Consider the following 26,153-nt stretch of genomic DNA (forward strand, 5'->3'; position numbering starts at 1 on the left):
GTGCGTGTGCGGTTGGTTAAAAGGGGTCCCCTGCTATGCACGAGGCGTTAGTAGGGGGCCCTTCCTTACACAGCGAGGGGTTGGGACGTGGCGTGCACGGGTGCCGGGAGGGTGCCGACACCACCGAGGTACTCGTGGATCGCGGCGGCGGCCGCCCGGCCCTCGGCGATGGCCCAGACGATCAGCGACGCGCCCCGGTGCATGTCACCGGCGACGAAGACCCCGTCGGCCTCGGTCTGCCAGTCGCCCCGCGAGTCGATCGCGCCCCGCGCGTTGCGGGTCACCCCGAACTGGGTCAGCAGCGGCTGCACCTCGGTGCCCTCGAAGCCGATGGCCAGCAGCACCAGGTCGGCGGGCAACTCCCGTTCGGTCCCCGGGACAGTGGTGACGATGCGCCGGCCGTCCCGCTTCTCGACGGTCACCTCGGCGATCCGCACCGCACGCACCGCACCGGTGCCGTCGTCAACGAACTCCTGCACCGCGACCGCGAAGACGCGCTCGCCGCCCTCCTCGTGCGCCGCGTACTCGCGCAGCACCCACGGCCAGGTCGGCCACGGGTCGCGCTCCTCGTCGCGGGCCTGCGGCGGTCGCGGGTACAGGTCGAGCTGGTGTACACCGGCCGCGCCCTGCCGGTGCGCCACCCCGAGGCAGTCGGCCGCGGTGTCGCCACCACCGATGATGACCACGTGCTTGCCGGCCGCGTCGATCGGCGTACCGTCCGGCAGGGTGGCCAGCGCGGGACGGCCCGCGCCGGCCGCAGCGACCACCCGGTTAGCGGCGACCAGGTGCGCCATCGCCTGGTGCACCCCGCGCAGCTGCCGGCCCACGGTGTCGGTGTCCCGGCCCTGCAACGCCCCACAGGCCAGCAGCACCGCGTCGTGCTGGGCGCGGAGCTGCGCGGCGGTGACGTCGACGCCGACGTTCACGCCGGTCCGGAACACCACGCCCTCGGCGGTCAACTGCGCCAGCCGGGCGTCGATGTGCCGCTTCTCCAGCTTGAAGTCGGGGATGCCGTACCGCAGCAGGCCGCCCGGGGTGTCGTCGCGCTCGTACACGGTGACGGCGTGCCCGGCACGGGCGAGTTGCTGCGCGGCGGCCAGCCCGGCCGGGCCGGAGCCGACCACCGCCACCGACCGCCCGGACGGGGTCGGACTCGGCTGCGGGGTCAGCCCTCGGGCCACCGCGGCGTCGGCGATCTCCACCTCGACCTGCTTGATGGTCACCGGTGCGCCCCCGCCGATGCCGAGCACGCAGGCCGACTCGCAGGGTGCCGGGCAGAGCCGGCCGGTGAACTCGGGGAAGTTGTTGGTGGCGTGCAGCGACTCCACCGCCGCGTCCCAGTTGCCGGTGCGGACCAGGTCGTTCCAGTCCGGGATGCGGTTGCCCAGCGGGCAGCCGGCGGTGTCGCTGTGGCAGAACGGGATGCCGCAGTCCATGCACCGGGTGGCCTGCTCGCGGATCAGCTCCTCACCGGCGGGCGGGTAGACCTCGCGCCAGTCGCTGATCCGCACCGGTACCGGCCGACGCGCCGGCATCCGCCGGGGGTAGCGCAGGAAACCGTTCGGGTCAGGCACGAGCCACCTCCTGGGCGATCGCCCGCGACGCGGACGGAACCGGCATCGACGCGGGTGCCGCCTGCGGCGGCTGCGCGGTCGGTGCGAGCGCACTCATCACCGCGTCGTCGACGTTCTGGCCGGCGGCTTCGGCGGCCCGCATGATCTCCATCACCCGGCGGTAGTCCCGGGGTACCACGGCGGTGAACTCCTCCACCGCGTCCGGCCAACGCTTGAGCAGCGCCTCGGCGACCGCCGAGTCGGTCTCCGCGAAGTGCCGCTGCACCAGCTCGTGCAGCCGGACCCGCTCCTGCTCGCCGGGGGCGGCGAGGTCGACCAGCTCGGTGTTGACCCGCCGCCGGTCGAGGTTCCAGACGAACGCGGTGCCGCCGGACATGCCGGCCGCGAAGTTGCGCCCGGTCGGGCCGAGCACCACCACCGTGCCGCCGGTCATGTACTCGCAGCCGTGGTCGCCGACGCCCTCGACGACGGCCACCGCGCCGGAGTTGCGCACCGCGAACCGCTCGCCCACCCGGCCACGCAGGAACACCTCGCCCTCGGTGGCGCCGTACAGGATGGTGTTGCCGGCGATGATCTGGTCCTCGGCGCGCCGGCCGGCCTCGGCACCGGTGCCGACGAACGGCGCCGACGCGTCCGGCCGGACGACCAGCCGACCGCCGGAGAGGCCCTTGCCGACGTAGTCGTTGGCGTCGCCGTGCAGCCGCATGGTGACCCCGCGCGGCAGGAACGCGCCGAACGACTGCCCGGCCGTGCCGCGCAGGGTGAACTCGACGGTGTCGGCGGGCAGCCCGGCACTGCCGTACCGGCGGGTCACCTCGCCGCCCAGCATGGCGCCGACGCTGCGGTGCTCGTTGCGGATCGTCACCTCGGCCCGGACCGGACCGACCGGCGTCCCGTCGGCCGGTGACGCGTCCAGCACCGGGGCGGCCAGCGCGATCAGCTCGTTGTCCAGCGCCAGCTCCAGGCCGTGGTCCTGGGCCCGGACGCCCCGGCGCGCGGCGCCCTCCGGCAGCTCCGGCAGGTGCAGTACGCGACCGAGGTCGACCCCGCCGGCCTTCCAGTGCGCGACGGCGGGCGCGACGTCGAGCAGCTCGGTCCGGCCGATCGCCTCGTCGATGCTGCGCAGACCCAGTTCGGCCAGGTAGCCGCGGATCTCCTCGGCGAGGAAGAGGAAGAAGTTCTCCACGAACTCCGGCTTGCCGTTGAAGCGCTCGCGCAGCACCGGGTTCTGGGTGGCGATGCCGACCGGGCAGGTGTCCAGGTGACACACGCGCATCATCACGCAGCCGGAGACGATCAGCGGCGCGGTGGCGAAACCGAACTCCTCGGCACCGAGCAGCGCCGCCACCACCACGTCCCGGCCGGTCTTGAGCTGGCCGTCGACCTGCACGGTGACCCGGTCACGCAGCTTGTTGAGCAGCAGCGTCTGCTGTGCCTCGGCCAGTCCCAGCTCCCAGGGGGTGCCGGCGTGCTTGAGCGAGTTCAGCGGGGAGGCGCCGGTGCCGCCGTCGTGACCGGAGATCAGGATGACGTCGGCCTTGAGCTTGGCCACCCCGGCGGCCACCGTGCCGACGCCCACCTCGCTGACCAGCTTGACGTGCACCCGGGCGGCCGGGTTGACGCACTTGAGGTCGTGTACGAGCTGGGCGAGGTCCTCGATCGAGTAGATGTCGTGGTGCGGCGGCGGCGAGATCAACCCGACGCCGGGGGTGGCGTGCCGGGTCCGGGCGATCCACGGCCACACCTTGTTGCCGGGGAGCTGACCGCCCTCGCCGGGCTTGGCCCCCTGGGCCATCTTGATCTGGAGGTCGTCGGCGTTGACCAGGTATTCGCTGGTGACGCCGAAGCGGCCACTGGCGATCTGCTTGACCGACGAGCGGCGGGCCGGGTCGTAGAGGCGCTCGACGTCCTCGCCGCCCTCGCCGGTGTTGGACTTGCCGCCGAGCCGGTTCATCGCGATCGCCAGGGTCTCGTGCGACTCCGCCGAGATCGACCCGTACGACATGGCGCCGGTGGCGAACCGCTTGACGATCTCGCTGACCGGCTCGACCTCCTCGATCGGCACCGGCGTCCGGTCGCCGGTCCGCAGCCGGAACAGCCCGCGCAGCGACCCGGCCTTCGCGGCCAGCTCGTCGACCTTGGTGGTGTACGCGCGGAACACGTCGTACTGCCGGGTCCGGGTGGCGTGCTGGAGCAGGAAGACCGTCTCCGGGTTGAACAGGTGCAGCTCGCCCTCGCGACGCCACTGGTACTCACCGCCGACCGGCAGCGCGTCGGCGGCCTCGGCGCCCGGCGGCGGCCAGGCCAGCGCGTGCCGGGCGGCCACCTCGGCGTGGATGCCGTCCAGCCCGACGCCGCTGATCGTGCTCGGCGTGCCCCGGAAGTAGCGCTGCACCAGGCGGGTCGCCAGGCCGACCGCCTCGAAGACCTGCGCCCCGCAGTACGACGACACGGTGGAGATGCCCATCTTGGACATGATCTTCAGGACGCCCTTGCCGAGCGCCTTGACGTAGTTGCGGATCGCGGTACGCGGCTCGACCCCGGTCAGCGACCCAGTGGAGATCATGTCCTCCACCGACTCGAAGGCGAGGTACGGGTTGACCGCCGCCGCGCCGTAGCCGATGAGCACCGCCGCGTGGTGCACCTCGCGGCAGTCCCCGGACTCCACGATGAGCGCCACCTGGGTCCGCGTCTGCTCCCGGACCAGGTGCTGGTGCACCGCGGCGGTGAGCAGCAGCGACGGGATCGGCGCGAGGTCGGCGTTGGAGTCCCGGTCGGAGAGCACCAGGATGCGGACGCCGTCCTCGATCGCCTCGGAGACGTGCCGGCAGATCTCGGTCAGCCGGGCCTTGATGCCGGCGCCGCCGTCCCGGATCCGGTAGAGCCCGGAGACCCGGACCGCCTTGAAGCCGGGCAGGTCACCGTCCTCGTCGACGGAGAGGATCTTGGCCAGCTCGTCGTTGTCGATCACCGGGTAGGGCAGCACGATCTGCCGACAGCTCGCCGGGCCCGGGTCGAGCAGGTTGCCCTCCGGCCCGATGGTCGTCGCCAGGCTGGTCACCAGTTCCTCGCGGATGGCGTCCAGCGGCGGGTTGGTGACCTGGGCGAAGAGCTGGTGGAAGTAGTCGTAGAGCAGCCGTGGCCGGGTGGACAGCGGGGCGATCGGGGTGTCCGTGCCCATCGAGCCGATCGGCTCCGCGCCGGTGCGGGCCATCGGGGCGAGCAGGATCTTCAGCTCCTCCTCGGTGTAGCCGAAGGTCTGCTGGCGACGGCGTACCGAGTCGTGGGTGTAGACCTCGTGCTCGCGGTGCGGCAGGTCGTCCATCTCGATCAGCCCGGCGTGCAGCCAGTCCGCGTACGGCTGTGCGGCGGCCAGCTCGGTCTTGATCTCGTCGTCGTGCACGATCCGACCGGCGGTCGTGTCGACCAGGAACATCTTGCCGGGCTGGAGCCGACCCTTGGCGACCACGGTGGCCGGGTCGAGGTCGAGCACGCCCGCCTCGCTGCCCAGCACCACGAGTCCGTCGGCGGTCTGCCACCAGCGGCCCGGACGCAGCCCGTTGCGGTCGAGCACCGCGCCGACGATCTCGCCGTCGGTGAAGGCGACCGAGGCCGGGCCGTCCCACGGCTCCATCAGGCTGGCGTGGAACCGATAGAAGGCGCGCTTGTCGGCGGCCATGTCCGGGTCGTTCTCCCACGCCTCCGGAATCATCATCAGCACCGCGTGCGGCAGGCTGCGCCCGGCCAGGTGCAGCAACTCCAGGACCTCGTCGAAGTTGGCCGAGTCCGAGGCGGCCGGGGTGCAGATCGGGAAGACCCGGCGGATGTTGCCGGACAGCTCCGGCGTCCGCAGCAGCGCCTCGCGGGCCTGCATCCAGTTCCGGTTGCCGCGGATCGTGTTGATCTCACCGTTGTGCGCGATGAACCGGTACGGGTGCGCCAGCGGCCAGGACGGGAACGTGTTCGTGGAGAAGCGCGAGTGCACCAGCGCGATGGCGCTGTCCACCCGCTCGTCGGTCAGGTCCGGATAGAACGCGGGCAACTGGTCCGGGGTGAGCATCCCCTTGTAGACCATGGTCCGCCCGGACAGCGACGGGAAGTACGCCGGCACGCCGCGCTCGGCCGACTCACGCTCGGCCTGCTTGCGGACGCAGAACGCGACCCGCTCCAACTCGATGCCGCGCAGCGGGGAGCCGGCCGGACCGGCGGGGGTGTCGGTCAGCCGGTCCGCGGCGAGGAAGAGCTGCCGCACCCGGGGCATCGCCGCCAGAGCCGTCTCGCCGAGGTCGGAGGCGTCCACCGGGACGTCCCGCCAGCCGAGCAGCTCGGCACCCTCCACCAGGGCGTACTTCTCGATCACCTGGCGGGCGCGGGCCTCGGCGGCGTCGTCGTCCGGGAAGAAGACCAGGCCGGTGGCGTACTCGCCGGCCGGAGGCAGCGGGAAGTCGACCACCGCGCGCAGGAAGGCGTCCGGAACCTGGATCATGATGCCCGCGCCGTCACCGGTGTTCGGTTCGGCGCCCCGGGCACCTCGGTGGTCCAGCCGACACAGGGCGCCGAGACCGCTGGCGACCACCGTGTGCGAGCGCCGGCCGTGCAGGTCCGCCACGAAAGCCACACCGCACGCGTCGTGCTCGTGGGCGGCGTCGTACAGGCCGGCAGGGGACGCTACCTGGCCGTCGCGCGGTGCCGGCTGGGGGTGGTGTGGGTACGCAAAGGCCACCCGGGCCTCCTGTCGTCACTCAGGCGTGGATCATGGTCGGGACGACGTCGGCCCTGTATCGGACTATTGAGTCTACGTTAGGGCGCGGTACGCAAGGCCAGTGCAGATTGATCACACCGTCCAGACTCTGGGACGTGTAGTCTCGCGCGGTGGATAGACCGTACGCCGACCTGCTGGATCGGCTGGAGCGCTTCTACGACGCGGTGCCCCGCGACGTGGCCCGCGCGGAGGAACACGGCGGGTGTGTGCTGTTCGTCCGCGAAGGCCCCGGATGGCCGTTCTATGCCCGTCCACGCCTCGGTGCCGACCGACCGCCCTCGCTGGCCGACCTGACGACGGTTCGCAACCGGCAGCGGGAACTCGGCCTGCCCGAGGCCCTGGAATGGGTGCACGAGATCAACCCGGACCTGCTCGCGGTCGCCCGCTCAGCCGGACTCGGCGTACTGGAAGCCCCGCTGATGGTGCTCGACCCGGAGGCCGTCGGCGACCCGGCGACGTTCACCGACGTACCGGTGCGGATGCTGGCCGCCGACGCGCCGGACCTCGCCGCCGACGTGGCCGCCCGCCGGGCCGTCGCAGCCGTCGGCTTCGCCGCGCCCGGCACCGGCCGAGGCACCGGCGGCCCGGCCGAACGCGACGCCGCCATGATCGGCCTCGACGTCGCAGCCCTGGACGAGGAACGGGCCCGGATCGCCGACGGCAGTCGACTCTCCGCCCTGGCCGAGACCCCCATCGAGGGCGCCCTGGCCAGCGGGATGGCCATGCGGGTCGGCGACGTGGCCGAGATCGCCGGAGTGGCCACCCTGCCCAGCGCACGCCGCCGGGGCCTGGCCGCCGCGGTCACCGCCACCCTGGCCCGCGCCCTGCTCGCCGACGGCACCGGCCTGGTCTTCCTCTCCGCCGGCAGCGAAGAGATCGCCCGCGTCTACCTGCGCGTCGGCTTCCGCCGCATCGGCACCGCCTGCATAGCCGAACCCGCCACAGTCACCCCCTGACCACCCCCACCCCCACCGCCCTCCCCCACCTCCCCACCCCACTCCCACCCCACCCCGTTCGCCGCATCCCCCGCCGCGTTGATCACCCCCCACCGCCGCGTTGATCAAGAAGTTTGGTCGCTCCCGGAGATCAACTAGCGCCAAAACCTCTTGATCAACGCGGCGGACGGGCGGCGGGCGGGCGGGGCGGCGGGGCGGCGGGCAGCAGGGCGGGGTGGGGCGGGCCGAGGCGGCTGCTGGCGGGGGTGGGGCGGATCACGGCGGCTCGCCGTGCCGTACCTCGCCGGATCCGCGCCGATCATGCACTTGTGGTCAGGCTTCTGGCATGTTTTGTGGTCTTTTGCCGCAGCCAGAACTCCATGATCGACGCGGCAGGGGGGTGACGCGTGCTGGGCGGCTGGGGGCGGGACAGGGTGGGGGTGGGTCAGGTTGGGGGGCGCCACTGGGCGGCCACGGAGGCGGCGCTGCCTAGGAGGCGGGGGGTGATGGTGCCGAGGGCGGCGTCGCGGGCGCGTAGGGCCAGCCGGCCCCGGGTCTGCAGCACCGCCGACATGCGGCGGGTCTGCCGGACCACGGTGGCCGCGCGGGGGCGACGGGTCCGGTCGTACGCCACCACCGCGTCCGGCAGCGTGGACTCCCGCAGCAGCGCGGCGAGCGTCACGGCGTCCTCGAAGGCCAGGCAGGCGCCCTGCCCGAGGTGCGGTGGCATGGCGTGGGCGGCGTCACCGAGCAGCACCACCCCGCCCGGTCCGACCGGGAAGCCGTACGACTTGGGCAGCGGACGCAGCTCGCGGATCTCCTGCTGCACCAGGTCGGCCGGGTCGGTGGCGGCCAGCAGCTCGTCGACTGGTCCGGGCCAGCCCGCGTACCAGCGTCGCAGCAGCGCCAACTGGGTCTCCGGCGGCTCCGGGCGGGGCGCCCCGGCGGCGGTGGCCATCCAGTAGATGCCGCCCCGGCTGGACGCGCCGGAGGAGCCGCGCTCGCCCAGCGAGGCGGCGGCGAAGCGGTATCCGGCACCGAGGATCTCCCCGCCGACGGGCCCACCGTCGGCCAGGTTCGGTGCGCGGTACCAGGGGACCACCGCGCGCCAGGCGGCACAGCCGGAGCTGACCACGCTCGCCTCCGGGGCGAGCTGGCGGCGGATCACGCTGTCCGCGCCGTCGGCCGCGACCACCAGGTCGGCCTCGAACGTCTGCCGGCCGTCACCGACCGCCGGGCGGGCGCCCGGGGCGGCGCGTACGGTGCGTACCGTCACGCCGGTTCGCAGCTCGACCCGCTCGCCCAGGCCCGCGATCAGCGCGTCGTGCAGGTCCTCCCGGTGCACCACGACCGGCAGGCGCTCGGCCGGGGTCTGCCGGGGCTGCACCAGCCAGTGCCCATCCGGGCGGCGCACGCCGCCGTCCGGCAGCGGGGTGGCGATGGCGTCCAGGCCGGCACCGAGATCGAGGGCACGCAGCGCACGGACGCCGTTGGGCCAGAGCACCACGGCGGTCGGCTCGGGACGGATCCGGTCGGCCCGTTCCAGCAGGGTGACCTGCCACCCCGAGCGGGCGAGCGCACCGGAGACCGCCAGGCCGCCCAGCCCGCCGCCGACCACGACCGCGCTGCGCATGGCCTCAGCTGTCGCGATCGGCCGGACGTGCCGCCGCGCTCTCGGCGGCGGTCGGGGTGTCCCCGTCGTCAGTCGAGGCGCCGGTGCCCGGGTCGGAATCGGCGGGGTCGGTGCCCGGGGCGGGGTCGGCGGGGTCGGTCACCTCGCCGGGAGCCTCACCGGTCTGCCGCCAGTGCGCGAACTGCTCCTCGCTGACCACCCGGTAGCCCTCCGGCACCGCCGGCTCGGTCCGGCCGCCGCGCGTCGCCGACAGGTCGACCTGGGAGACGTCGGAGCCGGCCGGTGCCGCGGTGGCGGCCGGCAGTCCGACCGGGATCAGGTACTCACGCGGCCCGCGCACCCGCAGGAAGTAGATCAACGCGCCGACGAAGACCACGGCCGCCGTCCAGACGTTGAGGCGTACGCCGAGGATGCTGGTGGCGTCGTCGGTCCGCATCATCTCGATCCAGAACCGGCCGGCGGTGTAGCCCATCACGTAGAGGGCGAACGCCCGGCCCCGGCCGAGACCCAGCTTGCGGTCGAGGAAGAACACCAACGCGGCGACGCCCACGTTCCAGAGCGCCTCGTAGGCGAAGGTCGGGTGGTAGAGCCCCTCCTCCAGGATCGGCCGCCCCGCCTCGTCGCGCAGCGCCTGACCGCCGTCCATCCGGTGGATCTCCAGCCCCCAGGGCAGGTCCGTCCGGCCGCCGTACAGCTCGTTGTTGAACCAGTTGCCCAGCCGGCCGATCGCCTGCGCCAGCGGCAGGCCCGGCGCCAGCGCGTCGGCGACCACCGCGAACGGGATGCCGAGCTGCCGGGCGGCGATGTAGGCGCCGACCGCGCCACCGGCGACCGCACCCCAGATGCCCAGGCCGCCCTCGTGGATGAAGAAGACCTTGATCGGGTCACCGCCGGTGCCGAAGTACGCCGCCGGTGAGGTGATCACGTGGTAGATCCGGGCGCCGATGATGCCAGCCGGCACCGCCCAGAGGGCGATGTCGAGCACCGCGCCGGGGGCCACGCCGCGCTGGCGCAACCGTCGATCGGTGACCCAGCAGGCCACCACGATGCCGGCGATGATGCACAGGGCGTACGCCCGCAGCGGGATCGGGCCGAGATGCCATACGGCGGTGCTCGGGCTGGGCAGGGCGGCCAGGGGCATCGGCGAGGCGAGACTCACGGGTGCACACGCTACCGCTGCGGACCCCCGGAACGTCACCCCGGTCGCCCCGGGGTTCTGCCCAGCCCCAGTCGGCAGCACGCCGCCGAACGGGTAGGAACCGGTCAGCCGGGGCGGGAACAGGACCGACCCAGCGCGTGGGTCGCCTGCTGAAGTTGTCCAGAGGTCAACGGAGGCTCAGGCAACGGATGCGCGCGATCGACCCGGAAGGCGTCGAGCATCAGGTAAAGGTGGCGGCGCCAGACCCGGGGGGCGATGTCCCGGGTGGCCCGGGCGATGCCGCTGTGGGACCAGATGACGAAGGCCAGATCCTCCGCAGTCACGTCGGCGCGTACGGCGCCCTGCCGTTGGGCACGTTCGAGAATCCGCGCGGCGAGTTGCCCCATCCGGCGGTGCGCCTCGTCGAGCACGGACGAGGACACGACATGCGCTCTCGCCAGGTCGTCGAAGCCCCAGTCGTCGGCCTGCAGCTCACACGTGGTCTCCAGGTAGAGACGGAAGCCCTCCCAAGCGTCGTCGACCTCGGCGGCGCGTAACCCCAGTTCCTCCCAGGCCCGCACCTTCTCCATGAAGACCGCCTCGACAAGGTCGGTACGGGTCGGAAAGTGCCGGTAGAGGGTGCCGATGGCGACACCGGCGCGGCGTGCCACCTGTTCCAGCGACGCTTCCAGGCCCGCTTCGGCAAATGCTTGTCGAGCCGCGACCAGCAGAGCCTCTCGATTCCGTCGGGCGTCACGCCGCAGCGGCCGTCCAGCGTCAGGAGTGTCAGCCGGGGTGATCGACATGCATCCAGCGTATCAAGCGGAGGCATGCCTCACCATTCGTGCTAGAGTTCGGCCTCAAGGTGAGGCAAGCCTCACCTTGAGGTTCTGGCACCGACCCCTCGGTCTCGACCAACCGCTCCAGACACAAGGCCAGCCACACGTCCGCCGAGCGGTCCGCGAACCGCGTCCAGTGTCAGAACCGTCTACGACCCATGTGGGTTGAACGACCACCCATCCGTGTCAGGAGTTTCGTCATGGCTGCACTGCTCTACCGGCTGGGCCGGTTCACTTTCCGCCGACGCTGGCTGGTGGCGGCAACCTGGCTGGCGGTCCTCGTCGCCGCGCTGGTCGGCTCCGCCACCCTGTCGGGGCAGACCTCCGATTCGTTCAGCATCCCGGGCACCCCCTCCCAACGGGCGATCGACCTGTTGCAGGAACGATTCCCGGAGGTAGCCGCCGACGGCGCCACCGCCAGAGTCGTCTTCGGCGCCCCCGAGGGAGAGACGCTCGACGACCCGCGCCACCGCGCGGTGATCGACGACACCGTGGCGGCTCTGACACGGGCGCCGCTGGTCACCGCGGTCAGCAGCCCGTTCACGAGCAACGCGGTCAACCAGTCCGGCACCGTCGCATTCGCTCAGGTGACCCTGCGCGTGCCCCCGCCCGCAGTGACCGAGGATGCTCGCGAGGCCCTCGTCTCGGCGCTGGACGTCGCGCGAAGCAGCGGCCTCACCGTGGAGGTCGGAGGTGAGGCAGTCCAGGCACAACCGGAACAGGGCCTGGGAGAGATCCTGGGGGTATTCGTCGCAGCGATCGTCCTGTTCATCACCCTCGGCTCACTGGTCACAGCTGGCCTTCCACTGCTCACCGCGATCCTCGGTATCGGCATCGGCGTCAGTGTCATCAGCATCGCCACGGGCTTCATCGAACTCTCGTCAACCACCTCCACCCTGGCACTGATGCTCGGCCTGGCGGTCGCCATCGACTACGCCCTGTTCATCGTCTCTCGGTACCGGCACGAGATCGGCGAGGGGCACGACCGGGAGGAGGCAGCGGGTAGGGCGGTCGGTACCGCCGGATCTGCCGTCGTGTTCGCCGGTCTCACCGTCATGATCGCCCTGGCCGCGCTCTCCGTCGTCAACCTACCGATGATGACGCAGATGGGCCTCGCCGCCGCGTTCACCGTCGCCGTTGCCGTCCTCATCGCGCTGACCCTCCTGCCGGCGCTGCTGGGTGTCGCCGGCAAACGGATCGGAAGCGGACGCAAGCCCTCCAAGACGAACGTCGCCGGTCAGACCGCACGCACCGCCGTCGGTGCCCGGTGGGCCCGACTCATCGCCCGACGGCCGGTCGTCGTGTTGCTGGTCGCGGTCGTCGGACTCGGGGTGGTCGCGATTCCCACGCTGGACCTGCGGCTGGGCATGCCCGACGACAGCAACGCCTCGCCCACGTCCACCCAGCGCAAGGCGTACGACCTGCTGGCCGACGGCTTCGGAGCCGGTTTCAACGGACCGCTGACCGTAGTCGTCGACGCCGAGGTCGGTTCGATCCAGGCAGAGGCGGCCCAGGCGACGGAGAGGATCCAGGCACTCGACAACGTGGCAGCCGTGTCGCCGGCTCTCGTCAACGAGGCCGGTGACACGGCGATCCTCAACGTCGTGCCGGTAAGTGGCCCCAGCACCGCCGAGACCGAGGAACTGGTCCACCGGGTACGCGAACTCGACACGGGCACGCCCGCGACGACCATCGAGGTGACCGGCCCGACAGCGATCAACCTCGATTTTTCGGAGAAGGTCGGTGACGCACTGCTGCCGTACCTCGCGGTGGTCGTCGGGCTGGCGCTCATCCTGCTGGTGCTGGTGTTCCGGTCGCTGCTGGTCCCGATCAAGGCCACGCTCGGCTTTCTCCTGTCCATCGGTGCAACGTTCGGCGTGGTGGTGGCGGTCTTCCAGTGGGGCTGGGCCGCCGACCTGCTCGGCATCGACCAGACCGGGCCGATCATCAGTTTCCTGCCGATCTTCCTGATCGGCACGGTGTTCGGCCTCGCCATGGACTATCAACTCTTCCTGGTCACCCGAATGCGGGAGGAGTTCGTCCACGGCGCTGAACCCACCGACGCGGTCGTCACCGGATTCACCCACGGAGCCCGGGTCGTCACCGCCGCCGCGATCATCATGATCAGCGTGTTCTCCGGTTTCGTCCTCTCCCCGGAGGCAGTCATCAAGTCGATGGGGTTCGCGCTCGGCATCGCCGTACTCTTCGATGCCATCGTCGTCCGGATGACGATCGTGCCGGCGGTGATGACACTGCTCGGACGCAGAGCGTGGTGGCTGCCCCGCTGGCTCGACCGAGTGCTGCCCAAGGTCGACGTGGAAGGAGAGGCTCTTCGCCAACTTCTCACCGACCGGACGGCGGACGGGGCCGCCGTCAAGACGCTGACCACCGTCGGCGCCACCCACCAGTCCGTCGTTGCCGTGAGCGGTCCGCGGAGCAGCGCGGCACCATCGTCCGGCGAGCCCACCCCCGAGAGCGAACCTGGGCAACGGTGACGAGGCAATCGCCAAAGGACGCCTCGCCGAGCAGCCGCGGCAGCTGACCGGTCAGGACCTCGGTGGCAGGCGACAGGCGTCACCGTCCGTCGCCTGCCACCGGATATCCAGAGACATGGTCGGGCGCTCCCCCGTCAGGCCGCAGGGTGACGTACGCCCTCGGCCAGCTCCGCGCTGAGCGTCCGCAGCGCGGTCAGCCCGGCCTCCTGGTCGGGGGCGTCGAGCAGGCAGCGGATCAGGGCGCTGCCGACGATCACCGCGTCGGCGTACCCGGCGACGGTGGCGGCCTGCTCCCCGGTGCCCACGCCCAGCCCGACGCCGACCGCGATCTCGCTGATCTCCCGGACCCGCGACACCAGCACCGGCGCCGCCTCCGAGGTCTGTGCCCGGGCCCCGGTGACCCCCATGATCGCGGTGGCGTAGACGAAGCCACGGCAGTGTTCGACGGTCATCGCCAGCCGGGCGTCGGTGGACGAGGGGGCGACCAGGAACGTGCGGTCCAGCCCGTGCGCGTCCGAGGCGGCCAGCCACTCCTGGGCCTCGTCGGGGATCAGGTCGGGGGTGACCAGCCCGGTGCCGCCGGCCGCCGCGTAGTCCCGGGCGAAGGCGTCCACGCCGTACCGCTCGATCGGGTTCCAGTAGGTCATCGTCACCACCGGGGCACCGGTGGCCGCGACCTCCTCCACGATGCGCAGCGTGTCCCGGGTGCGCACCCCGCCGGCCAGCGCGATGTCGCTGGCCCGCTGGATCACCGGGCCGTCCATCACCGGATCGGAGTACGGGATCTCCACCTCGATCACGTCGACGCCCGCCGAGACCATCGCCTTCATCGCGGCGATGCTGCCCTCGACCGTCGGGAAGCCGGCCGGCATGCAGCCCACCAGCAGCGCCCGGCCGTCGGCCCGCGCCTTCTCGAACGCCCCACCGATCTGGCTCATGCCGCCGCTCCGCTTCGCTCCGCGCCGTCATGAGACCCCACGGCGAGATGATTCGCTCGCTGACGCTCGCTCATGCCGCCGCTCCGCTTCGCTCCGCGCCGCCATGAGACACCAGGGCACTGAATCGATGATTCGCTCGCTGACGCTCGCTCATGCCGCCGCTCCGCTTCGCTCCGCGCCGCCATGAGACACCAGAGCACTGAATCGATGATTCGCTCGCTGACGCTCGCTCATGCCGCCGCTCCGCTTCGCTCCGAACCCAGGATGCCGAAGTACTCGCCGGCGGTGTGCACGTCCTTGTCGCCGCGACCGGAGAGGTTGACCACGATGGTGGGTTCCCGGCCCAGCTCGGCGGCGAGCTTCGGAGCCACGGCCAGGGTGCCGGCGAGCGCGTGCGCGCTCTCGATCGCCGGGATGATCCCCTCGGTACGGCAGAGCAACTCGAACGCGGCCATCGCCTCGTCGTCGGTGACCGGCAGGTAGCGGGCCCGGCCGGTGTCGTGCAGCCAGGCGTGCTCCGGGCCGACGCCCGGGTAGTCCAGGCCGGCAGAGATCGAGTGCGACTCGACGGTCTGGCCGTCCTCGTCCTGCAGCACGAAGGTCCGCGTGCCGTGCAGCACGCCGGTGGAGCCGCCGGTGATGCTGGCCGCGTGCCGTCCGGTGGCCACCCCGTCGCCGCCGGCCTCGAAGCCGTAGAGGCGTACCTGCGGGTCGTCGACGAAGGCGTGGAAGATGCCCAGCGCGTTGGAGCCGCCGCCGACGCAGGCGGTGACGGCGTCCGGCAGGCCGCCGGTGAGCTGCTGGCACTGGGCCCGCGCCTCGTCGCCGATGCCGCGCACGAAGTCGCGCACCAGGGCCGGGAACGGGTGCGGGCCGGCCGCGGTCCCGATCAGGTAGTGCGTGTCGTCGACGTTGGCGACCCAGTCCCGCATCGCCTCGTTCATCGCGTCCTTGAGCGTGCGCGAGCCGTTCGTGACCGGCACCACCTCGGCGCCGAGCATCCGCATCCGGGCCACGTTGAGCGCCTGCCGCTCGGTGTCGACCTGACCCATGTAGACCACGCAGTCCAGGTCGAACAGGGCGGCGGCGGTGGCCGTGGCGACACCGTGCTGACCGGCACCGGTCTCGGCGATCACCCGCTTCTTGCCCATCCGTCGGGTCAGCAGCGCCTGACCGAGCACGTTGCGCACCTTGTGCGCGCCGGTGTGGTTGAGGTCCTCCCGCTTGAGCAGTACCCGGGCGCCGACCCGGGCGGAGAACCGGCGGGCCTCGTAGAGCAGCGACGGGGTGCCGGCGTAGTCGCGCAGCAGGGCGGCGAACTCCGCCCGGAACGACTCGTCGGCCATCGCCGCGCGGTGCGCCGCGTCCAACTCGTCCAGGGCGGCGACCAACGCCTCCGGCACGAACCGGCCACCGAACCGGCCGAAATGCCCGGCCGCGTCCGGAAAAGACGCCTGCTCGCTCACGCTGACACTCCGCTCCGCCGCGTGCCCCCGTGAGGCACCACCGCACCGATGATTCGCTCGCCGGGCTCGGTCATGCCGACACTCCGCTCCGCTGCGCGCCGCCATCAGCCACCGCGTCGACGATTCGCTCGACAGGCTCGCTCATGCCGACACTCCGCTCCGCTACGCGCCGCCATTGAGTCACCGCGTCGATGATTCGCTCGACGGGCTCGCTCATGTCAGATCCTCTCGCCGCGACGGCGTCAGCGCGCCGGGCGGGGCGTGGCGGGGTGGTTGCCGGCGTTGACCAGCTCGGCCACCGCCTCCCGCGGGCTCTTCTGGGTGACCAGGCCCTCGCCGACCAGCACCGCGTCCGCCCCGGCCGAGGCGTACCGGATCAGGTCGTGCGGACCACGCACGCCCGACTCGGCGATCTTGACGACGTTGCTCGGCAGACCGGGCGCGATCCGCTCGAACACCGACCGGTCGACCTCCAGCGTACGCAGATCGCGGGCGTTGACCCCGATCACCTGCGCGCCGGCCTCCAGGGCCCGGTCGGCCTCCTCCTCGTCGTGCACCTCGACCAGCGCGGTCATGCCCAGCGACTCGATCCGCTCCAGCAGCCCGACCAGCACGTTCTGCTCCAGCGCGGCGACGATCAGCAGCACCAGGTCGGCGCCGTGCGCGCGGGCCTCGTGCACCTGATAGCTGGAGACCACGAAGTCCTTGCGCAGCACCGGAACGCTGACCGCGGCCCGGACGGCGGCGAGGTCCTCCAGCGAACCGCCGAACCAGCGCCCCTCGGTGAGCACGCTGATCGCCCGGGCGCCACCGGCCGCGTAGTCACCGGCCAGGTCCGCCGGGTCGGCGATGTCGGCGATCTTGCCCTTGGACGGCGAGGAACGCTTCACCTCGGCGATGACCGCGACGCCGGGCCGGCGGAGCGCGGCGTACGCGTCCAGCGGCGGCGGGGCGGCGGCGGCGAGTTCGCGGATCCGCTCCATCGGGACCTGCTCCTGCCGCCGGGCCACGTCCTCGCGGACGCCGGCCAGGATCTCGTCGAGCACGCTGACGGACGCTGCCGGGCCGGCCTCGTTCCCTTCCGCGTGCGGATGCTCAGCAGTCACCAACGGACTCCCCTCTCCGGGTGTCATGGGCCGATGCTAGGTGCCGCCACCTGGCACCGACCGGTGGGGGTATGGCGCGCCTCACGAAATGGGCTGCGGCATAATGACCGACCTGCGCGAACAGGGCGTGACGCTGCGTCACCCTCTTATCGACATCCACCCATATCGACGGCAGTCCCGACCTTACCGGTCGGCTTCCGTCGAGGTCGGTCGATGCTGTGAGCAAGCTCAAGGCCGAACGACCCTTTGCCTGCTCAGACCCCCTGCCGCAGTGTTGATGTCGTGGTCATCACCACGAAACGTGAACCGGGCAGCATCGGACTCGGGCACACTCGATGACGCGCCTACCCCATCGCCACGACGATCTCTCCCCGGGGTGATCATGAATTCCTCCGCGCCGCAGCAGACCATCGGACTCACCACCATCTCGCGTACCGTCGCGTCGCTCGCCGTCGGTGTCGTCCACACGCTGGAGCGCGCCGTGGTCGGCCCGACCCGGATCCGGACCGCCCGCGGCAACGCCTGGGAGGCCATCTGCGCCGACCGGGCCCGAGCCGACCAGCGGGCCGCACTGGACCAGCTGGTCGCCGAACTCGCCGCCAGCCGCGTCCGGGACCGGCAGCCGGTCGGCTGACCCACCGGCCGCTCAGCGCTCGGTCGGGTCCTCGCCCCGGTCGAGCGCGTCCCACGCCTCGACGGTGCCGGCCCCACAGATCGGCCCCGCCGCCGGTGCCGACTGCCGGGACCGGCGCTCGTACCGGGCACCCATCGCCGGCCAGTACCGCCCGCGCAGCGCCGTCAACAGCCCGCCGGCCGCCGCCAGCAACCCACCGAGCAGGGTGAGCGCCGGCCACTGTCGGGCGACCTCGTCGCCGATCTCGGCGACCAGCCCGTATCCGCCGCCGACGACGATCATCAGGCCGAGCAGCGCCAGCAACCCACCGAGCACCTGCCGCAGCCGGCCACGGGTGGCCAGCACCGCGCCGCCACCGGCCAGCCCGACCAGGGCGAGCGCGGGCAGCCAGGGAAGCAGTTGCGTCCCGGTCCGCCCCTCGTCCACCAACGGTGTCGGTACGCCCACCACGTCGGTGTCCACCGCCCAGGTGCGGGTCACCGCCCAGAGCGCCAGCCCCGCACCGGCCAGGCAGAGCAACACGGCGTACGCCAACTCGCGCCGGCCCGACGCGGACGGCGCGTCGCCCCCGGGCAAGGTCTGCTCACTCACTGGACTTGCCCTTCGCTCGCGACTGCGGGACTCCGCTGCGCTACGTTCCTCGCGCTCACCGGACCCACCCTCCGCTCGCGACTGCGGGACTCCGCTGCGCTACGTTCCTCGCGCTCACCGGACCCAGCCTTCGCTCGCGACTGCGGGACTCCGCTGCGCTGCGTTCCTCGCGCTCACCGGGCCGGCCTGAGTGTCTCGGCAGCGGCGATGGCGGCGAGCACCGCGGCGGCCTTGTTCCGGGTCTCCTGGTCCTCGGCGGCCGGATCGGAGTCGGCCACCACCCCGGCACCGGCCTGCACGTACGCCCGCCCGGCCCGGATCAGCGCGGTGCGGATGGCGATGGCCATGTCGAGGTCGCCACCGAAGCCGAAGTAGCCGACGGTGCCGCCGTACAGGCCCCGGCGTACCGGCTCCAGCTCCTCGATGATCTCCATGGCGCGCACCTTCGGCGCCCCGGACAGGGTGCCCGCCGGGAACGTCGCGGCCAGCGCGTCGAAGGCCGTGCGGTCGGCGCGCAGCGTCCCGACCACGGTGGAGACGATGTGCATGACGTGGCTGTACCGCTCGATGGTGGCGAACTCCGGCACCTCGACGGTGCCCGGTCGACAGACCCGCCCCAGGTCGTTGCGGCCCAGGTCGACGAGCATCACGTGCTCGGCGCGTTCCTTCGGGTCGGCGAGCAGTTCGGCGGCGAGCCGCGCGTCGGCCTCCGGGGTGGCCCCGCGCGGGCGGGTGCCCGCGATCGGGTGCAGCAGCGCGCGCCGCTCGCCGTCGACCTCGCCGGTCACCTTCAGGTGTGCTTCCGGGGAGGAGCCGACGATGTCGAAGTCGTCGAAGCGCAGCAGGTACATGTACGGGCTCGGGTTGGTGGTGCGCAGCACCCGGTAGACGTCCAGCGGGTCGGCGTCGGTGTCGCGCTCGAACCGTTGGGCGAGCACGATCTGGAAGCACTCGCCGGCCCGGATCGCCTCCTTGGCCGCCTCGACCGCCTTGGGGTAGCCGCCCTCGGGGGTACGGCTGCGTACCTCGCCGGCACTGGGGCGGCGGACCGTGGAGACCATCGGCGGGATCGGCCGGGACAGCGCGGTGGTCATCGCGTCCAGCCGGCCCACCGCGTGGTGGTAGGCGGCGGCCACCTGCGCCTCGCGGTCCGGGTCGTCGAGCGGGGGCAGGACCGCGTTGGCGACCAGGATGGCCGAGCCGTCGAAGTGGTCCAGCACCACCAGGTCGGTGGCGAGCATCATGCCCAGCTCGGGTACGCGCAGGTCGTCCTCGGTGAGCGAGGGCAGCCGTTCGAAGCGGCGGATCAGGTCGTACCCGAGGTAGCCGACCATGCCGCCGGTCAGCGGGGGCATGGTCCCGTCCGGCTCGCCGGGCGGACCGGCCAGCGCCGCCACCGTGGCCCGTAGCACCTCGACCGGGTCGCCTGCGGTGGGCAGCCCGGCGGGCGGCTCGCCGAGCCAGGCCGCCGAGCCGTTCCGTTCGACCAGGGTGGCGCTGCTGCGGACGCCGACGAAGGAGTACCGGGACCAGGCCAGCCCCGACGAGCCGACGCCCTGCTCGGCGGACTCCAGCAGGAACGTGCCGGGCCCGCCGGCGAGCTTGCGATAGACCCCGACCGGCGTCTCCGCGTCGGCCAGCAGTCGCCGGGTGACCGGCACCACCCGCCAGCGGGCGGCCAGGTCGGTGAAGGTGGCCAGATCCGGGCTGACCGTGCCGTCGGTCATGCCGACGCTCCGGGGCGTCCGAGGAGTCGCGCGTACCGCCCGCTCACGAGGACACCTCGCCGGAGGTGACCGGGAGTTCGGTGGCGAAGCAGGTGCGCCGGCCGGTGTGGCAGGCCGCGCCGACCTGCTCGACGCTGACCAGCACCGCGTCACCGTCGCAGTCCAGCGCCACGGACCGCACGTACTGGTGGTGGCCGGAGGTGGCGCCCTTGACCCAGTACTCGCGGCGGCTGCGTGACCAGTAGGTGGCCCGGCCGGTGGTCAGGGTGCGATGCAGGGCCTCGTCGTCCATCCAGGCCACCATCAGCACCTCACCGCTGTCGTGCTGGCGGACCACGGCGGCCACCAGGCCGTCGGGGGTGCGGCGCAGCCGCGCGGCGATCTCCGGGTCGAGTCGCGACGGCCGGTCCGGGCCACTCGGCGGCTCCGGCGGGGAGAGGTGGGCGCCGCTCGTCGGCGCGTCAGGTACGGGCACAGTGACCCATTGTCCCGCACGCGGCGCCGGTACCCCAGTGGGCTCCCGGCTGGCGGACGGCGCAGGGCCGACGGGCTGGCGCAACTGGGTGACGTACCGGTCCAGGCGCCCGTCGAGCAGGGCGTCGGCGAAGTCGGTGCCGGCCACCTCGGCCACCTCGGCGGCGTACGGGCGGATCAGCGGCAGGGTGCCGGCGACCAGCCGGACCGCCGCCGCCCAGAGTTGCCCGGTCGATCCGGGCAGCAGGCCGAGGCAGCGCAGCATGTCCTGCCGGTAGCCGGGTGGAGCCACCGGCAGGTCGAGCGCGGCGGCGAAGGCCGAGCGGCGGGACACCACCCGGACCGAGGGGTTCGCCAACCGCAGCACCGAGGGGCAGAGCCGGGCCAGGTCGGCGGCGGCCAGCCGGACGCCGAGCGGGTCGTCGGCGTCGCGCGCGGCGGCCACCTTGCCGAGCGTGGCGATCAGGTCCTCCAGCCGAGGTTCGTCGGCCGGCTGGCAGAGCACGGTGAGGTCGATCCGGTCCCGCCAGTGCGGGTCGGCCCAGAGCAGCCGCGCGGGAGCCGTCACCGGCAGCCCGAACGCCCAGTCGGCCGGCTCGCCCAGCCGTGTCACCCAGGACCGGATGTCGCGGGCAGCGACCGAGACGTGGGTCAGGCGTCCGGAGTGCTCCGTGAGGTACGCCCGACGTACGGCGTACGGGGCTCCGTTGACCAGCACGTCGACGTCGACGTCGCTGTGCGGGGTGGCGGCTCGACGGGCGTGGCTTCCGCGCAGCAGGATGCCGACCACGGGCCGGTCGGCGGTCGCCCGCAGCCGCGCGGCCCAGTCGTCGAAGAACCCACTGTCCGGTGACGGAGCGTGATCCACTGCGCCATCGTGCCGCAGGTCCGATCCGGGCGCAATGCCCTACAACGGACATGGTGTCCGATACGGAGGCTAAAGCCCGTGCTATGGCGATATCACACCCTGGCCCGCTCGACGTAATTCAACTACCGTTGATTTCAACAGATGATGAGTTTCGGAGGTGGGCGATGGCGGAGGCGATCGCCGTCCGGGGCCTGGTCGTGGACCGGGGCGGACGGCGGGTACTGCACGGGATCGACGCCGAGGTGCCGCGCGGCGCGGTCACCGGGCTGCTCGGCCCCAGCGGCAGCGGCAAGACCACGCTGATGCGCGCGATCGTCGGGGTGCAGGTGGTCACCGCCGGCACGGTGACCGTGCTGGGACACCCGGCGGGCGCGACGGAGCTGCGCCACCGGGTCGGCTACGTCACCCAGGCGCCGAGCGTCTACGCGGACCTGACGGTGCGGGAGAACGCCCGCTACTTCGCCGCCCTGCACGGCCGGGGCCGGGCCGAGGCGGACCGGGCGGTGTCCGACGTCGGGCTGGCAGCGGCGGCGGGCCAGATCGTCGACACCCTCTCCGGTGGGCAACGCAGCCGGGCGTCACTGGCCTGCGCGCTGGTCGGCGAGCCGGAGCTGATCGTGCTCGACGAACCCACCGTCGGCCAGGACCCGGTGCTGCGCGCCGAGCTCTGGGCGAGGTTCCACGCCCTCGCCGCGGCCGGGACGACCCTGCTGGTGTCCAGTCACGTGATGGACGAGGCGGCCCGCTGCGACCGGCTGCTGCTGATCCGCGCGGGGCGGCTGGTCGCCGACGACACCCCGGCCGCGATCCGGGCCGCCGCCGGGGTCGACGACCTCGACGAGGCGTTCCTGCGGCTGATCCGGGCGGGCCAGGCCGACGACGCGAGCGGCGGGGAGGCGTGATGAACCTGCGGATCCTGGCCGCCACCGTCGGCCGCATCCTGCGGCAACTGCGCCACGACCGGCGTACGGTGGCGCTGCTGGTGGTCGTCCCCACCGTGCTGCTCACCCTGGTCTACTACATGTACGCCGACCAGCCCACCCCGCCCGGCCAGCCGTCCACCTTCGACCGGATCGCGCTGGTGATGCTCGGCTTCTTCCCGTTCCTCATCATGTTCCTGGTGACCAGCATCGCCATGCTGCGCGAGCGGACCAGCGGCACGCTGGAACGGCTGCTCACCACCCCGCTGTCCCGCACCGACCTGCTCTTCGGGTACGGCATCGCGTTCGGGCTGGCCGGCGCGGTGCAGGCCACCATCGCCTCGGCCGTGGCGTACTGGGTCTTCGGTCTCGAGACCGCCGGCAGCAGCGCGCTGGTGATCCTGGTCGCGGCGCTGAACGCCGTGCTCGCCGTCGCGCTCGGGCTGCTGTGCAGTGCCTTCGCCCGCACCGAGTTCCAGGCCGTACAGTTCATGCCGGTCGTGGTCGCCCCACAACTGCTGCTCTGCGGGCTCTTCGTGCCGCGCGACGAGATGGCCGGCTGGTTGCAGGCGATCAGCGACGTGCTCCCCCTGTCGTACGCCGTCGAGGCCCTTCAGGAGGTCGGCGCGCACGCCGAGCCGACCGCGACGATGTGGCGGGACGTGGCGGTGGTCGCCGGTGCGGCGGTGCTGGCGCTGGTGCTCGCCTCGGCCACGCTGCGACGGCGCAGCGGCTGACGGGGCCACCGAGCGGGAAGAGGGGGCGATGGCACGGCGCAGCGGACGGCGACCCGGCAATCCGGCGACCCGGGACGCGATCCTGGCGGCGGCCCGCACCGCCTTCGCGGAGCGGGGTTTCGACGCCGCCACCATCCGGGCCGTCGCCGCCGCCGCCGAGGTCGACCCGGCCCTGGTGCACCACTACTTCGGCAGCAAGGAGCAGTTGTTCCTGGCCGCCGTGCAGGCGCCGGTCGACCCCCGGGAGCTGCTGCCGTCAGTGCTCGCGGGCGACCGCGACGGGATCGGGGAACGACTGGTCCGTACGTTCGTCGCGGTGTGGGACTCGCCGGCCGGCGCCGCCGGGGTGGCCCTGCTGCGGTCGGCGGTCGGCAACGAGTGGACCGCCCGGCTGGTCCGGGAGTTCCTGACCACCCAGGTGTTGCGCCGGATCCTCGATCACCTCGACGTCGACCCGGCCCAGCTTCCGTTGCGCGGCGGGCTGGTGGCGACCCAGTTGATCGGGCTGGCCGTCATGCGGCACGTGATCCGGCTGGAGCCGATCGCCTCCGCCGAGCCGGAGACCCTGGTCGCCACCGTCGGGCCGACCGTGCAGCGCTACCTCACCGGCGAGCTGGTCGACTGAGGCGCGCTCAGGCGCCGGCCGCCGGGTGCAGCATCTCGTCGAAGATCCGGGGCAACTCGTCGTGTCCGGCCACCGGGCGCGCGAAGGCGAGCCGGGTCCGGTGCCGGGCACCCGCATGCCCGAACGAGACCAACATCCCGTACCTGTCGATCCGCTCCAGCCGAGGCGTCACGTCGATGTCGGTCAGCCCCAGCCGGCGGCGCAGGTAGGCGGTCAGCCGGTCGGCGTACCGGTCGGCCAGGTCGGCCAGCAGCACCGCCTCGACCGGGTGCAGCGGGTCCGGCTCCGCCTCGGCGTACGCCGCCGGGTCGACCCGGCGCAGCGTGCCCGCCCGGTCCCACTGGGCCTGCTCCACCTCGAAGCGGCACAGCCGGAACCGGGTACCGACGTCGAGCAGGTCCCCGGTGGCGTCCACCTCGGCGAAGTCCAGCGCGGCGGCGCGTTCCTCGGGACCGGCCAACTGGCGTACCCAGCCGGAGACCAGCGCGCGACCCAGCGACGGTGCGCCCGCAGCGGGCGGCAGGTCCAGGACGTCCAGCGCCACGGCGAGCGGGCGGTCCGGACCGGTGGTACGCAGGGCGGCGGTGAGGTCACTGACCACCGGCACCAGCAGCAGCACCCGGCCGTCGCGGTCGGTGACGTGGCGGACGTGGTGCAGACCGGGTCGGCAGGCCACGTGGACGAGACCGGCCAACCGGCCCGCGACGAGGGTACGAACGATCTCGGCAGGGCTCGGCCGCATGGCACGACCTCCTTCTAAGGTTAGGCTTACCTAACCCGAAGACTAGGGCATCGTGCCGATCACGTCCACCGGATCCAGGCACCGGCCTCGCCGGGACACGTCCGCGCCGATCACCGCGTCTGCTCCAGCCAGGAGGCGTAGAGCAGGCCGTAGACCGAGTCCGGGTCCCGGATCAACTCCTCGTGCGGCCCACGCTGCACGATCCGACCCCGGTCCACCACGATCACCTCGTCGGCGCCCTGCGCGGTGGAGAGCCGGTGCGCGATCGCCAGCGTGGTCCGTCCCCGGGTCACCGCGTCCAGGGTCCGTTGCAGGCGTACCTCGGTGGCCGGGTCGACCGCGCTGGTCGCCTCGTCCAGCACCAGCAGATCCGGGTCGGCCACGTACGCCCGGGCCAGCGCCACCAACTGCCGCTCCCCCACGCTCAACGCCTCACCGCGCTCACCCACCCCGGTGGCCAACCCGGCCGGTAGCCCCTCCAGCCAGTCGGCCAGCCCCAGGTCGCTGAAGGCCGCGGTGAGCTGCTCGTCGGTCAACTCGGGACGACCGAACCGCACGTTGTCCGCCACCGACGTGTCGAACAGGAAGCCGTCCTGCGGCACCATCACCACCCGGGACCGCAACGAGTCGAAGCGGACGTCGGTCAACGGCACCCCGGACAGCAGCACCGCACCCGCCGTCGGGTCCATCAACCGGGTCAGCAGTTTGGCGAAGGTGGTCTTGCCGCTGCCCGTCTCGCCCACCACCGCGACCCGGCTCTTCGCCGGGATGTCCAAGCTGACGTCGTGCAACACGGTCGGCCCGTCCGGGTAGGCGAAACGCACCTGCGCGAAGCGGATGTCCAGCGGACCACCAGGCAGCTCCCGCCCCTGCGGGCCCGGGTCGGCCACGTCCGGCGAGACGTCCAGCACGTCCAGCACCCGCCGCCACCCGGCGATCGCGTTCTGCGCCTCGTTGAGCACCTCCGTGGCGATCTGCACCGGCTGGATGAAGAGCGTCACCAGGAACAGGAACGCGGTGATCGCGCCGATGCTCAACGTCTGGTCGGCGCCGAGGAGCACGCCGAGCACCACCACACCGGCCAGCGCCACCCCGGCCGCCAACTCCCCCACGGAACTGCCGAGGATGCTGATCCGGATGGCCTTCTTCTGCGCCTGCTGCTGACTGTCGATCGCTTCGTCCAGCCGCCGCGACGTCCGGCCGGCGATGCCGTACGCCCGGATCACCGGCGCGCCGACCACGCTCTCGCCGACCGCCGCCAGCAACGTGCCGGTCCGCTGCCGCACCACCCCGTACGCGGCGGCGAGCCGACGCTGGAGCAGCCGGATCACCAGCACCGCCGGCACGAACGCCGCGAAGACCACAAGCGTCAGTTGCCACGAGTACGCCAGCATCACCGCCGTGGTCACCGCCAACTGCCCCAGGTTCACCAGCAGGATCACGCCGCCCCACTGGAGGAACTGGGTGATCTGGTCGACGTCGCTGGTGACCCGCGAGACCAGCGAGCCCCGCCGCTCGGACTGCTGGTGCAGCATCGACAGGTCGTGCACGTGCCGGAACGCCCGCACCCGGACCCCGGCCAACGCCGTCTCGCTGACCGTGAACAGCCGCCGCATCATCAGATAGCCGCAGGCGGTGGTCACCACCAGCACGGCGGCGGTGACCGCCACGACGACGAACAACGGGTCCAGGTCGAGCCCACCGGCGATGCCCCGGTCGATGCCCTGCTGCACCGCCACCGGCACGGCCACCCGGCCGACCATGTAGACCAACGCCAGGCCGAGGGTGCCGGCCAGGCCGACCCGCAACTCCGGCGACAGCGCCAACCCGCGCCGCAGCGTCCGCCAGGTCGACTCCGCCGGCTCCGGCACCTCCGTCGTCACACTCGCGCTCACCGGCGACATCCTTCGTTCGCGACTGCGGTACTCCGCTGCGCTGCGTTCCTCGCG

General features: G+C 72.5%; 20 protein-coding genes and 1 pseudogene. 6 read left to right on the forward strand and 15 right to left on the reverse strand.

Annotation, left to right across the window (positions count from 1 at the left end):
• Window positions 1–65: 65 nt before the first annotated feature.
• Complete coding sequence (locus tag ACWDVW_RS10625) at window positions 66–1,574, reverse strand: glutamate synthase subunit beta (RefSeq protein WP_449946720.1); 1,509 nt, start codon at window positions 1,572–1,574, stop codon at window positions 66–68.
• Window positions 1,567–6,297 (reverse strand): glutamate synthase large subunit, encoded by a 4,731-nt coding sequence (gene gltB / locus ACWDVW_RS10630; RefSeq protein WP_449946722.1) that lies wholly within the window; start codon window positions 6,295–6,297, stop codon window positions 1,567–1,569. The genes ACWDVW_RS10625 and gltB overlap by 8 nt, the downstream gene beginning before the upstream one ends.
• 149 nt (window positions 6,298–6,446) lie before the next feature.
• Between gltB and ACWDVW_RS10635 the strand changes: the two genes are divergently transcribed.
• Window positions 6,447–7,292, forward strand: coding sequence for a GNAT family N-acetyltransferase (locus tag ACWDVW_RS10635; protein WP_449946724.1), 846 nt, complete (start codon window positions 6,447–6,449; stop codon window positions 7,290–7,292).
• 424 nt (window positions 7,293–7,716) lie between these two features.
• On the opposite strand, the gene ACWDVW_RS10640 is transcribed toward ACWDVW_RS10635, so the two are convergent.
• The 3 genes from ACWDVW_RS10640 to ACWDVW_RS10650 form a co-directional block, all read right to left on the reverse strand.
• The gene (locus tag ACWDVW_RS10640) at window positions 7,717–8,904 is read right to left on the reverse strand and encodes an FAD-dependent oxidoreductase (RefSeq protein ID WP_449946726.1); all 1,188 of its coding nucleotides are present in this window, start codon (window positions 8,902–8,904) and stop codon (window positions 7,717–7,719) included.
• 4 nt (window positions 8,905–8,908) lie between these two features.
• On the reverse strand, window positions 8,909–10,063 hold the full coding sequence (lgt, locus tag ACWDVW_RS10645) for a prolipoprotein diacylglyceryl transferase (RefSeq protein ID WP_449946728.1): 1,155 nt from the start codon (window positions 10,061–10,063) through the stop codon (window positions 8,909–8,911).
• Window positions 10,064–10,167: 104 nt separating this feature from the next.
• Window positions 10,168–10,848: a TetR/AcrR family transcriptional regulator gene (locus tag ACWDVW_RS10650; protein ID WP_449946729.1), complete on the reverse strand. Its 681-nt coding sequence runs from the start codon at window positions 10,846–10,848 to the stop codon at window positions 10,168–10,170.
• 233 nt (window positions 10,849–11,081) lie between these two features.
• Between ACWDVW_RS10650 and ACWDVW_RS10655 the strand changes: the two genes are divergently transcribed.
• Window positions 11,082–13,376 carry an MMPL family transporter gene (locus ACWDVW_RS10655; RefSeq protein WP_449946730.1) on the forward strand — a complete coding sequence of 765 codons (2,295 nt, stop codon included), beginning with the start codon at window positions 11,082–11,084 and terminating at the stop codon, window positions 13,374–13,376.
• Window positions 13,377–13,510: 134 nt separating this feature from the next.
• On the opposite strand, the gene trpA is transcribed toward ACWDVW_RS10655, so the two are convergent.
• The 4 genes from trpA to trpC all read right to left on the reverse strand — a co-directional run bounded on the left by trpA (window position 13,511) and on the right by trpC (window position 16,826).
• A complete protein-coding gene (trpA, locus tag ACWDVW_RS10660; RefSeq protein WP_449946731.1) occupies window positions 13,511–14,314 on the reverse strand; it encodes a tryptophan synthase subunit alpha in 804 nt (267 codons plus the stop codon).
• 230 nt (window positions 14,315–14,544) lie between these two features.
• Window positions 14,545–15,780: a tryptophan synthase subunit beta gene (gene trpB / locus ACWDVW_RS10665; RefSeq protein ID WP_449946733.1), complete on the reverse strand. Its 1,236-nt coding sequence runs from the start codon at window positions 15,778–15,780 to the stop codon at window positions 14,545–14,547.
• A gap of 70 nt (window positions 15,781–15,850) precedes the next feature.
• Complete coding sequence (locus ACWDVW_RS10670; RefSeq protein WP_449946735.1) at window positions 15,851–15,997, reverse strand: hypothetical protein; 147 nt, start codon at window positions 15,995–15,997, stop codon at window positions 15,851–15,853.
• A 25-nt stretch (window positions 15,998–16,022) separates the two neighbouring features.
• The gene (gene trpC / locus ACWDVW_RS10675) at window positions 16,023–16,826 is read right to left on the reverse strand and encodes an indole-3-glycerol phosphate synthase TrpC (protein WP_449946809.1); all 804 of its coding nucleotides are present in this window, start codon (window positions 16,824–16,826) and stop codon (window positions 16,023–16,025) included.
• A gap of 442 nt (window positions 16,827–17,268) precedes the next feature.
• On the opposite strand from trpC, the gene ACWDVW_RS10680 reads away from it, so the two are divergent.
• Window positions 17,269–17,520 (forward strand): hypothetical protein, encoded by a 252-nt coding sequence (locus ACWDVW_RS10680; RefSeq protein WP_449946737.1) that lies wholly within the window; start codon window positions 17,269–17,271, stop codon window positions 17,518–17,520.
• Between the two features lie 12 nt (window positions 17,521–17,532).
• Here the strand turns inward: ACWDVW_RS10680 and ACWDVW_RS10685 are convergent, their stop codons facing one another.
• From ACWDVW_RS10685 to ACWDVW_RS10700, 4 genes and pseudogenes are all read right to left on the reverse strand, one after another.
• A complete protein-coding gene (locus ACWDVW_RS10685; RefSeq protein WP_449946738.1) occupies window positions 17,533–18,111 on the reverse strand; it encodes a Trp biosynthesis-associated membrane protein in 579 nt (192 codons plus the stop codon).
• A gap of 173 nt (window positions 18,112–18,284) precedes the next feature.
• Complete coding sequence (locus tag ACWDVW_RS10690; RefSeq protein ID WP_449946739.1) at window positions 18,285–19,838, reverse strand: anthranilate synthase component I; 1,554 nt, start codon at window positions 19,836–19,838, stop codon at window positions 18,285–18,287.
• A gap of 43 nt (window positions 19,839–19,881) precedes the next feature.
• On the reverse strand, window positions 19,882–20,313 hold the full coding sequence (gene hisI / locus ACWDVW_RS10695; RefSeq protein ID WP_449946810.1) for a phosphoribosyl-AMP cyclohydrolase: 432 nt from the start codon (window positions 20,311–20,313) through the stop codon (window positions 19,882–19,884).
• Window positions 20,314–20,493: 180 nt separating this feature from the next.
• Window positions 20,494–21,180: pseudogene (locus ACWDVW_RS10700) on the reverse strand (phosphoribosyl-AMP cyclohydrolase); the annotation flags it as partial.
• Window positions 21,181–21,344: 164 nt separating this feature from the next.
• Between ACWDVW_RS10700 and ACWDVW_RS10705 the strand changes: the two are divergent.
• From ACWDVW_RS10705 to ACWDVW_RS10715, 3 genes are read left to right on the forward strand one after another with little or no spacing between them, the layout of a single operon-like run.
• Entirely contained in the window at window positions 21,345–22,082 is a 738-nt protein-coding gene (locus ACWDVW_RS10705; protein WP_449946740.1) for an ABC transporter ATP-binding protein, read from the forward strand.
• On the forward strand, window positions 22,082–22,837 hold the full coding sequence (locus tag ACWDVW_RS10710) for an ABC transporter permease (protein ID WP_449946741.1): 756 nt from the start codon (window positions 22,082–22,084) through the stop codon (window positions 22,835–22,837). The genes ACWDVW_RS10705 and ACWDVW_RS10710 overlap by 1 nt, the downstream gene beginning before the upstream one ends.
• Window positions 22,838–22,865: 28 nt before the next feature.
• Window positions 22,866–23,462 carry a TetR/AcrR family transcriptional regulator gene (locus ACWDVW_RS10715; RefSeq protein ID WP_449946743.1) on the forward strand — a complete coding sequence of 199 codons (597 nt, stop codon included), beginning with the start codon at window positions 22,866–22,868 and terminating at the stop codon, window positions 23,460–23,462.
• 7 nt (window positions 23,463–23,469) lie between these two features.
• On the opposite strand, the gene ACWDVW_RS10720 is transcribed toward ACWDVW_RS10715, so the two are convergent.
• Together ACWDVW_RS10720 and ACWDVW_RS10725 are read right to left on the reverse strand one after the other, a co-directional pair.
• Entirely contained in the window at window positions 23,470–24,204 is a 735-nt protein-coding gene (locus ACWDVW_RS10720; protein ID WP_449946745.1) for a DUF2470 domain-containing protein, read from the reverse strand.
• 110 nt (window positions 24,205–24,314) lie between these two features.
• A complete protein-coding gene (locus tag ACWDVW_RS10725; RefSeq protein WP_449946747.1) occupies window positions 24,315–26,099 on the reverse strand; it encodes an ABC transporter ATP-binding protein in 1,785 nt (594 codons plus the stop codon).
• Window positions 26,100–26,153: the final 54 nt, after the last annotated feature.

The sequence above is a fragment of the Micromonospora sp. NPDC003241 genome, from assembly GCF_053589795.1.